General features: G+C 71.1%; 10 protein-coding genes. All 10 read left to right on the forward strand.

Going from position 1 to position 9869, the window contains the following annotated elements:
• Window positions 1-83 precede the first annotated feature (83 nt).
• On the forward strand, window positions 84-1958 hold the full coding sequence (gene mltG / locus ACFYW9_RS18825; protein ID WP_389151249.1) for an endolytic transglycosylase MltG: 1875 nt from the start codon (window positions 84-86) through the stop codon (window positions 1956-1958).
• The gene (locus ACFYW9_RS18830; protein ID WP_389151252.1) at window positions 1939-2787 is read left to right on the forward strand and encodes a shikimate dehydrogenase; all 849 of its coding nucleotides are present in this window, start codon (window positions 1939-1941) and stop codon (window positions 2785-2787) included. Before mltG ends, ACFYW9_RS18830 begins: the two co-directional genes overlap by 20 nt.
• A 42-nt stretch (window positions 2788-2829) precedes the next feature.
• Window positions 2830-3207 (forward strand): hypothetical protein, encoded by a 378-nt coding sequence (locus tag ACFYW9_RS18835; RefSeq protein ID WP_389151255.1) that lies wholly within the window; start codon window positions 2830-2832, stop codon window positions 3205-3207.
• A gap of 194 nt (window positions 3208-3401) precedes the next feature.
• Window positions 3402-4586: a chorismate synthase gene (aroC, locus tag ACFYW9_RS18840; protein WP_389151258.1), complete on the forward strand. Its 1185-nt coding sequence runs from the start codon at window positions 3402-3404 to the stop codon at window positions 4584-4586.
• A 29-nt stretch (window positions 4587-4615) separates the two neighbouring features.
• Complete coding sequence (locus ACFYW9_RS18845) at window positions 4616-5098, forward strand: shikimate kinase (RefSeq protein ID WP_389151705.1); 483 nt, start codon at window positions 4616-4618, stop codon at window positions 5096-5098.
• Window positions 5095-6186: a 3-dehydroquinate synthase gene (aroB, locus tag ACFYW9_RS18850; protein ID WP_389151261.1), complete on the forward strand. Its 1092-nt coding sequence runs from the start codon at window positions 5095-5097 to the stop codon at window positions 6184-6186. Before ACFYW9_RS18845 ends, aroB begins: the two co-directional genes overlap by 4 nt.
• 192 nt (window positions 6187-6378) lie before the next feature.
• Window positions 6379-7308 (forward strand): Pro-rich N-terminal domain-containing protein, encoded by a 930-nt coding sequence (locus tag ACFYW9_RS18855; protein WP_389151264.1) that lies wholly within the window; start codon window positions 6379-6381, stop codon window positions 7306-7308.
• A 179-nt stretch (window positions 7309-7487) separates the two neighbouring features.
• Window positions 7488-8594: an aminopeptidase P family protein gene (locus ACFYW9_RS18860; RefSeq protein ID WP_351862520.1), complete on the forward strand. Its 1107-nt coding sequence runs from the start codon at window positions 7488-7490 to the stop codon at window positions 8592-8594.
• A 59-nt stretch (window positions 8595-8653) separates the two neighbouring features.
• Complete coding sequence (gene efp, locus ACFYW9_RS18865; protein ID WP_351862521.1) at window positions 8654-9220, forward strand: elongation factor P; 567 nt, start codon at window positions 8654-8656, stop codon at window positions 9218-9220.
• A 2-nt stretch (window positions 9221-9222) separates the two neighbouring features.
• Window positions 9223-9657 (forward strand): transcription antitermination factor NusB, encoded by a 435-nt coding sequence (nusB, locus tag ACFYW9_RS18870; protein WP_351862522.1) that lies wholly within the window; start codon window positions 9223-9225, stop codon window positions 9655-9657.
• The last annotated feature ends 212 nt before the right edge of the window (window positions 9658-9869 follow it).

The following is a 9869-nucleotide window of genomic DNA, read 5'->3' on the forward strand; positions in this document are numbered from 1 at the left end:
AACAGCCGTCGCACAGTAAAGAGGCGGACGGGAGCCGGGCCATAGGAGCCGGCCGCTGCCGGCTCGCGGCTCGTAGGGGATCGATGACTGAGTATGGCCGGGGCTCTGGCTCCGAACCGTGGCATCCGGAGGACCCGTTGTACGGGGACGGCGGATGGGGCGGGCAGGCCGCCGACGGCCAGTCCGCCTACGACGGCGGCCAGCCGCAGCACTATCCGCAGCAGGGCGACTGGGGCCAGGGTCAGCAGTACCAGGGCCAGCAGTACCCGCCGCAGGGCCAGCACGGTCAGTACCCGGGCCAGCAGCAGTACCAGGACCAGCAGTTCCAGGGTCAGCAGTTCCAGGGTCAGCAGCAGTACCCCGGCCAGGGGCAGCAGCAGTACCCGGGGCAGGGGCAGCAGCAGTACGACACCCAGGGTGGGCAGCAGTACCCGAACCAGGGTCAGCAGCAGTATCCGGGGCAGGGCCAGCAGCAGTACCCGGGGCAGGGTCAGCAGCAGTACGACACCCAGGGCGGGCAGCAGTACCCGAACCAGGGGCAGCAGCAGTACGCGGACAACGGCACCGGCGCGCAGTCCCAGGTGCCGTACACGGCCGACCCCGCCGACCCCTACGCGGGCCAGTACACGGCTGAGCAGCCCGACCGCTACAACACCCCGGACGCCTATCCTCCGCCCGAGCCGCCGGCCCGGCGCCGGGCCGAGCCCGAACCCGAGCCGGACTGGGACCCGGGGCCGGACCAGGGCGAGCACGCCTTCTTCGCCGGTGGCGACGACGAGGACGACCTCGACGAGGACGACGACGACCCGAAGGAGCGCCGGGGCCGCGGGGACCTCAAGGAGCAGCGGGGCGGCGGCAGGGAGCGCGGCGGCAAGGGCAAGAAGAGCCGCAACGGCTTCGCCTGCCTGGTGGTCGTCATGGTCTTCGGCGGCGGTATCGCGGGCGCCGGGTATTTCGGGTACGACTACTACCAGAATCGTTTCGGCGCGGCCCCCGACTTTGCCGGCGAGGGCACGGGAGAAATTCCCGTCGAGATCGGCAAGGGCGAGGGCGGCTATGTGATCGGCCAGAAGCTCAAAGCGGCCGGTGTCGTGAAGAGCGTGGACGCGTTCGTGTCCGCTCAGAACGATAATCCCAAGGGCAAGTCGATCCAGGCGGGCGCCTATATCCTGCGCAAGGGGATGTCGGCCAAGAGCGCCGTCGAGTTGATGCTCGACCCCAAGAGCCAGAACAACGTCACCGTGCGCGAGGGTCTGCGCAATGCCCAGGTGTACAAGTTGATCGACGCGAAGCTCGGACTCGCCAAGGGCACCACCAGCGCCGTGGCGAAGAAGAAGTACAAGAGCCTCGGGCTGCCGAGCTGGGCGAACAGCGACAAGGACATAAAGGACCCCCTCGAGGGGTTCCTCTATCCGCTCACGTACCCCGCCGCCAAGGGCATGAAGCCCGAGGCCGTGCTGAAGGGCATGGTCGCGCAGGCCAACAAGAGGTACACGGCGTTGGGGCTCGTGGCGAAGGCGAAGGCGCTCAAGCTCGACAACCCCCTTCAGGTGGTCACGGTCGCGAGCCTGGTCCAGGCCGAGGGCAAGACGCACGACGACTACCGCAAGATGGCCGAGGTCGTCTACAACCGTCTGAAGGTCACCAACACCGAGACCAACCAGAAGCTGCAGTTCGACTCGACCTTCAATTACCTGAAGGGCCAGAGCGAGATCAACATCGGCGAGTCCGAGATCAACAGCAATCCGGACCCGTACAACACGTATTACCACAGGGGTCTGCCGCCCGGTCCGATCGGCAATCCGGGCGACGACGCCTTCAGGGCGGTGTTCAACCCCACGAAGGACGGCTGGATGTATTTCGTGGCGACCGACGGTCAGAACAATACGGAATTCGCCAAGACGCTGGCCCAGTTCGAGAAACTCAAGGACAAGTTCAATGCCAGCTCGGGCAACTGACGCCCGCCGGGCTGCCGTGCTCGGTTCGCCGATCGCGCACTCCCTCTCGCCGGTGCTGCACCGCGCCGCGTACCGGGAACTCGGTCTCGGCGAGTGGACGTACGACCGTTTCGAGATCGACGAGGCGGCGCTGCCCGCCTTCGTCGAGGGACTCGGACCGGAGTGGGCCGGGCTGTCGCTGACCATGCCGCTCAAGCGGGCCGTCATGCCGCTGCTCGACGAGGTCAGCGAGACGGCCGCCTCCGTCGAGGCGGTCAACACCGTCGTGTTCACCGAGGACGGGCGGCGCGTCGGCGACAACACCGACGTCCCCGGGATGGTCGCCGCGCTGCGCGAGCGGGGGATCGAGCAGGTCGACTCGGCCGCCGTTCTCGGCGCCGGTGCCACCGCCTCCTCCGCACTGGCCGCCCTCGCCCGGATCTGCACCGGTGAGGTCGTCGCGTACGTACGGAGCCGGGAGCGGGCCGCCGAGATGCGGCAGTGGGGCGAGTGCCTCGGCATCGAGGTGCGCACCGAGGGCTGGGGTGACGCCGAACAGGCGCTGCGGGCGCCGCTGGTGATCGCCACGACGCCGGCCGGGACCACGGACGCGCTGGCCGCCGCCGTCCCGGGGCGCCCCACGACCCTCTTCGACGTGCTGTACGACCCCTGGCCGACCGACCTCGCCGCGCGCTGGTCCGCGTACGGCGGAGCGGTGGTCGGCGGACTGGATCTGCTCGTGCACCAGGCGGTGCTCCAGGTGGAGCAGATGACCGGGCGGCACCCGGCCCCTCTGGGCGCCATGAGAAAAGCTGGGGAACACGCGCTCGCTTCCCGTAAGATCCTCTGAGTTCCGCAGGGGGCGGAGCACAGGGTAGGGGGAGTCAGGTACATGACCAGCGTGTCCACCGGGGTGCCACTGGCGTCCGGCAAGGGTGAGATCTTCGAGCTCGTCCTGAAGTTCATGCCCGACTGGGTGCAGGTCACGGTGCTGGTGCTGATCGTGCTGGCCGTCGTCGGCTCATGGATCGTCAAGATCAAGCGCAAGATCCAGTACCGGCGTGCCGTGCGGGCGGGTGTGCCCGTGCACGCTGCGGCGCAGTACGGCCAGGGGCGCGGCGCGGACTATCTGGGCGAGTACGCCCCGCAGCAGAACCAGCAGAACCAGCAGGACGGGGTTCCGCATACCCCGGCGCAGGCCGGGTCCAGCGGCGCCGACTTCCTCGGTGCCTACGCTCCGGGCCAGAGCCAGAGCCAGCCGCAGGCGTAGGCGCAGGACGGGGCACCCTGAGCCCGCCGTCCGTGACCGGCCGTCCCGCCTGATGGACCTGCGGCCGGTTCCCGCCTCAGGACGTGGGAGGATCGGACATGGCGGGCCTGGGCCGCGCACCCGGTCGCGCCGTCGCCGTACGCGAGGACACGTGTACGCAGCAGCAGCACAGGGCGCGAGCATGAGGAGCACCGTTGAGCAGGTTGCGCTGGCTGACCGCTGGGGAGTCCCACGGTCCCGCACTTGTCGCGACGCTGGAGGGTCTTCCCGCCGGCGTGCCGATCACCACGGAGATGGTGGCGGACCACCTCGCCCGGCGACGCCTGGGCTATGGACGCGGTGCCCGGATGAAGTTCGAGCGTGACGAGGTCACCTTCCTCGGCGGCGTCCGGCACGGCCTCACCCTCGGCTCCCCGGTCGCGGTCATGGTCGGCAACACCGAATGGCCCAAGTGGGACCAGGTCATGGCGGCCGACCCGGTGGACCGGGAGATCCTCGACGGTCTCGCCCGCAACGCCCCGCTGACCCGCCCGCGGCCCGGCCACGCCGACCTCGCCGGCATGCAGAAGTACGGCTTCGACGAGGCCCGCCCGATCCTGGAGCGCGCCTCCGCCCGCGAGACCGCGGCCCGCGTGGCGCTCGGCGCCGTCGCCCGCTCGTACCTGAAGGAGACGGCCGGGATCGAGATCGTCTCCCACGTCGTCGAACTCTGCTCCGTGAAGGCCCCGCAGGGGGTGTACCCCACCCCGGCCGACGTCGAGAGGCTCGACGCCGACCCGCTGCGCTGCCTCGACGCCGACGCCTCGAAGGCGATGGTCGCCGAGGTCGACCAGGCCCACAAGGACGGTGACACGCTCGGCGGCGTCGTCGAGGTCCTCGCCTACGGCGTTCCCGTGGGCCTCGGCTCGCACGTGCACTGGGACCGCAAGCTCGACGCCCGTCTCGCCGGCGCCCTGATGGGCATCCAGGCGATCAAGGGCGTCGAGATCGGCGACGGCTTCGAGCTGGCCCGGGTGCCCGGCTCCCAGGCCCACGACGAGATCGTCTCCACGCCCGAGGGCATCAAGCGGACGTCGGGCCGCGCCGGCGGCACCGAGGGCGGTCTGAGCACCGGCGAGCTGCTGCGCGTCCGCGCCGCGATGAAGCCGATCGCCACCGTGCCGCGCGCGCTGGCCACCGTCGACGTCGCCACCGGCGAGGCCGCCAAGGCCCACCACCAGCGCTCCGACGTCTCCGCCGTGCCGGCCGCCGGCATCGTCGCCGAGGCCATGGTCGCCCTCGTCCTCGCGGACGCGGTGGCCGAGAAGTTCGGCGGCGACTCGGTCACCGAGACCCGCCGCAACGTCCGCTCGTACCTCGAGAACCTGGCCATCCGGTGACCGCCCCACGGCTGGTCCTGGTGGGGCCGATGGGGGTCGGGAAGTCCACGGTGGGCGCGCTCGTCGCCGAGCGGCTCGGCTGCGCCTACCGGGACACGGACGACGACATCGTGGCCGCCGAGGGCCGCACCGTCGCCGACATCTTCGTCGACGAGGGCGAGCCCGCCTTCCGCGCGATCGAGAAGCGGGCGGTGCGGACGGCACTCGCCGAGCACGACGGAGTGCTGGCCCTGGGCGGCGGTTCGGTCCTGGACGCCGACACCCGCGCGCTGCTCGCCGGCCACCAGGTCGTCTACCTCTCCATGGACGTCGAGGAGGCGGTGCAGCGCACCGGCCTGAACGCGGCCCGGCCGCTGCTCGCCGTCAACCCGCGCAAGCAGTGGCGCGAGCTGATGGAGGCCCGCCGCCACCTGTACACCGAAGTCGCCCGCGCGGTCGTGGCGACCGACGGCCGCACCCCCGATGAGGTCGCCCAAGGGGTCCTCGACGCACTGGAGTTGAAGGAAGCATGAGCCAGGCAGTGACCCGCGTCCAGGTCGGCGGCAGTGCGGGCACCGACCCCTACGAGGTCCTGATCGGCCGTCAGCTCCTCGGTGAGCTCGGCGCCTTGATCGGCGACAGGGCCAAGCGCGTCGCCGTGATCCACCCCGAGGCACTCGCCGACACCGGTGAGGCGCTCCGCGCCGACCTGGCCGAGCAGGGCTTCGAGGCCGTCGCCATCCAGGTGCCGAACGCCGAGGAGGCCAAGACCGCCGAGGTCGCGGCCTACTGCTGGAAGGCGCTCGGCCAGTGCGGTTTCACCCGCACCGACGTCATCGTCGGCGTCGGCGGCGGCGCCACCACCGACCTCGCCGGATTCGTGGCCGCGACCTGGCTGCGCGGGGTGCGCTGGGTCGCCGTGCCCACCACCGTGCTCGCCATGGTCGACGCGGCGGTCGGCGGCAAGACCGGCATCAACACCGCCGAGGGCAAGAACCTCGTCGGCGCCTTCCACCCGCCCACGGGCGTGTTGTGCGACCTGGCCGCGCTGGACTCGCTTCCGGTCAACGACTACGTCTCCGGGCTCGCGGAGATCATCAAGGCCGGCTTCATCGCCGACCCGGTGATCCTGGAACTCATCGAGTCCGACCCCGAGGCGGCCCGCACGCCCGCGGGCCCGCACACCGCCGAGCTGATCGAACGCTCCATCAAGGTCAAGGCCGAGGTCGTCTCCGGCGACCTCAAGGAGTCGGGGCTGCGCGAGATCCTCAACTACGGCCACACCCTCGCCCACGCCATCGAGAAGAACGAGCGCTACAAGTGGCGGCACGGCGCGGCCGTCTCCGTCGGCATGCACTTCGCCGCCGAACTCGGCCGCCTCGCGGGCCGACTGGACGACGCGACGGCCGACCGCCACCGCACGATCCTTCAGTCCGTGGGTCTCCCGCTGAACTACCGCTACGACCAGTGGCCCAAGCTCGTGGAGAACATGAAGGTCGACAAGAAGTCCCGGGGCGACCTGCTGCGCTTCATCGTCCTCGACGGACTGGCCAAACCGACCGTCCTGGAGGGCCCGGATCCGGCCGTCCTGCTCGCGGCCTACGGCGAGGTCGGCGAGTAACGGGCGCCGCCCGGCGAGGACGTAAGGTCCCGAGAACACCTGCTCAGCCCGTTTTGCCTCTCCTCACCGGGCACTTCGCACGGTCCCCGGCCGTTCACACAACGGCGGCCGGGGAAGGTACCGTTCGGTAGCGACGGGACCGGCGTCCCGTCCACCAGCGCACATCGCCTGTACGAGACGGAGTGGCACCGGATGCAGCACGCAGTGGGGGCTCCGCTGCCGCCGCCCCACCAGCCGGGGCAAGGGCCGGCCGCCGGATGGTCGCCGGCCGGACAGTACCCGGGGCAGCAGGGCCCCGCGCCCGCTCCGGGCTTCGCCGGAGCGCCGGTGCCGCCCGGCGCCCCACCCGCCCAGGTGCCGCAGCATCATCTGCCACCGCATCAGATGCCCCAGCAGCCTCCGCAGCACCCATCGGTGCAGCAGCCGCAGCATCCGTCGGCGCAGCCTCCGCAGCACCCGCCGGTGTCGCCCGCACCGGACACCACCGGGCATGTGCGGCTGCCTCCGGGTGTGTCGGTGGCCATGCCGAGCCTGCCGCCCGCCACGGGCGCGCCCGACCCGGCGGCGACCACGCTCGCGGTCCTGCTCATCGGGCCCGCAGGGGCCGGGAAGACCAGCGTCGCCAAGTACTGGGCGGACCACCGCCGGGTGCCCACGGCCCACATCAGCCTCGACGACGTACGCGAATGGGTGCGCTCGGGCTTCGCCGACCCGCAGTCGGGCTGGAACGACCATTCCGAGGCGCAGTACCGTCTCGCCCGCCGCACCTGCGGCTTCGCCGCCCGCAACTTCCTGGCCAACGGCATCTCGTGCATCCTCGACGACGCCGTCTTTCCGGACCGGCCGGTCGTCGGCCTCGGCGGCTGGAAGCGGCACGTGGGCCCCGGGCTGCTGCCGGTCGTGCTCCTGCCGGGCCTGGAAGTGGTCCTCGAGCGCAACGCGGAGCGCTCGGGGAACCGCAGGCTCAGCGACGAGGAGGTCGCGCGCATCCACGGCCGCATGGCCGGCTGGTACGGCTCCGGACTCCCGATCATCGACAACTCCCAGCTCGACGTGGCGGCCACGGCCCGCGTCCTCGACGACGTCCTGGCGCGCTCGATCGCCAGCCCGCCGCAGTGGTGAAAGGGTTCGGACCGCCGAGGTGAAGAAAGGGTTCGGCCGGTCGCGATGCCGAAAGGGTCCGGCCCGCCGCGGTCCTGACCGGTCCGGTCCGAGCCCCGTGGCCGTCCGTCCGGGCGCCGGACCTACCCGTCCGGCTCTCTGAACCGGCGACATCCGGCCACCGCTCGTAGGCTCGGGTCATGCCAGAGGTGTACGCGACCCGCAGAGAGCGGCTCCGGGAGCGTTGTACGGCGGGCGGCAGCGCGACAGCGCTCGTCACCCGTCCCGCCAACGTGAGGTATCTCGCCGGTGCCGCGCCGCTCGGCTCGGTGCTGCTGCTCGGCGGCGACGAGGACATGCTGCTGTGCGCCGGCCCGCCGTCCGGCGAAGCCATGGAAGGGCGCCCCGACGAGGCGCTGGACGTCAGGGTGCTGCCGCGTGCCGGAGGTGATCCGGCCGTCGCCGCCGCAGGACTGGCGGTCGACCAGGGCGCCGATTCCCTCGCGGTCGAGGAACACCACCTGACCGTGACCCGGCACCGTGCCCTCGGCTCGGTCGCGCCGCGGTTGCGCCTGGACGACCTGGGCGGCGCGGTGGAGCAGCTGCGCGTGATCAAGGACGAGGAGGAGATCTCCGCGCTGCGGATCGGCGCCGAGATCGCCGACCAGGCGCTCGGCGAACTCCTCGAGTCGATTCTCGTCGGCCGTACGGAGCGCCATCTCGCCCTGGAACTGGAGCGCCGGCTCGTCGACCACGGCGCCGACGGACCGGCCTTCGCGACCTCGGTCGGCACCGGCCCGAACTCGGGACTCCGCGGCCACCGGCCCAGCGACCGGCGTGTCGAGGAGGGCGACTTCCTCTCCGTCTGTCTCGGCGCCACCTACCGCGGCTACCGCTGTGAGATCGGTCGTACGTTCGTGATCGGCACCTCGCCCGCCGGCTGGCAGATCGAGCTGTACGACCTCGTCTTCGCCGCCCAGCGCGCCGGCCGGGAGGCGCTGGCACCCGGCGCCGCCTACCGGGACGTGGACCGCGCGGCCCGTCAGGTACTGGACGCCGGAGGTCATACCGAAGGCCTTCCGCCCCTGACGGGACACGGGGTCGGGCTCGAAATCGACGAGGACCCGCAGCTTGCCCCCGCGGCCATGGGTAAACTGGACGCTTGCGTGCCGGTCACCGTCGAACCGGGGGTCCACCTTCCGGGCCGGGGCGGTGTCAGGATCGATGACACGCTCGTCGTACGCCCTGAGGCGGACGGCGGACCCGAGCTACTCACCATCACGACCAAGGAACTGCTCGCGCTCTAGCTTTCGAGCCGCGTGCGTGCGCCGGGGTCGTCCACGTCAGTCCAGGAGATTCCGCAACCGTGGCTTCCACGAACGACCTCAAGAACGGCCTGGTGCTCAAGCTCGACGGAGGCCAGCTCTGGTCCGTCGTCGAGTTCCAGCACGTCAAGCCCGGCAAGGGCCCGGCCTTCGTGCGCACCAAGCTGAAGAACGTGCTCTCCGGCAAGGTCGTCGACAAGACGTTCAACGCCGGCGTCAAGGTCGAGACGGCCACGATCGACAAGCGCGACATGCAGTTCTCGTACATGGACGGCGAGTACTTCGTCTTCATGGACATGGAGACCTACGACCAGCTCATGGTCGACCGCAAGGCCGTCGCCGACGCCGCCAACTTCCTCATCGAGGGCTTCACGGCCACCGTCGCCCAGCACGAGGGCGAGGTGCTCTTCGTCGAGCTGCCGGCCGCCGTCGAGCTGGTCGTCCAGGAGACCGAGCCGGGCGTTCAGGGCGACCGCTCCACCGGTGGCACCAAGCCCGCCACCCTGGAGACCGGTCACCAGATCCAGGTCCCGCTCTTCATCACCACCGGTGAGAAGATCAAGGTCGACACTCGCACCAGCGACTACCTCGGCCGGGTGAACAGCTAACCGTGGCTGCCCGCAACACGGCCCGTAAGCGCGCCTTCCAGATCCTCTTCGAGGGCGACCAGCGCGGTGTGGACGTACTGACGGTCCTCGCGGACTGGATCCGGCACTCCCGTTCGGACACCCGGCAGCCGCCGGTCAGCGAATACACGATGGAGCTGGTCGAGGGCTACGCCACCAAGACGCGGCGGATCGACGACCTGCTCGCGCAGTACGCCGTCGGCTGGACGCTGGACAGGATGCCGGTCGTCGACCGCAACATCCTGCGCCTCGGCACCTACGAGCTGATCTGGGTCGACGAGACCCCGGACGCCGTGGTGCTCGACGAGGCGGTGCAGCTGGCGAAGGAGTTCTCCACGGACGAGTCGCCCTCGTTCGTGAACGGCCTGCTGGGCCGGCTGAAGGACCTGAAGCCGTCGCTCCGCCGCGACGAGGACTGACCGGCAGCAGCAACCGCCGTAGCCGTACGGCCCCAAGGGGGCGTACGGAACGCCGGAGGGCCCGCAGCGATCACGCTGCGGGCCCTCCGGCGTTCCGGTACCCCGACGCCTCCCCAGGCCCGCAGACGGGCGCCCGGGGGGGGGGGGCCCCCCGCGGGGGGCCCCCCCCCCCCCGCCCGGGGTGGGGGGGGGGGGCCTGGGGTGGAGGCGCC

The sequence above is a fragment of the Streptomyces sp. NPDC002698 genome (assembly GCF_042888945.1).
In the GTDB taxonomy this organism is placed as follows: Bacteria; Actinomycetota; Actinomycetes; order Streptomycetales; family Streptomycetaceae; genus Streptomyces.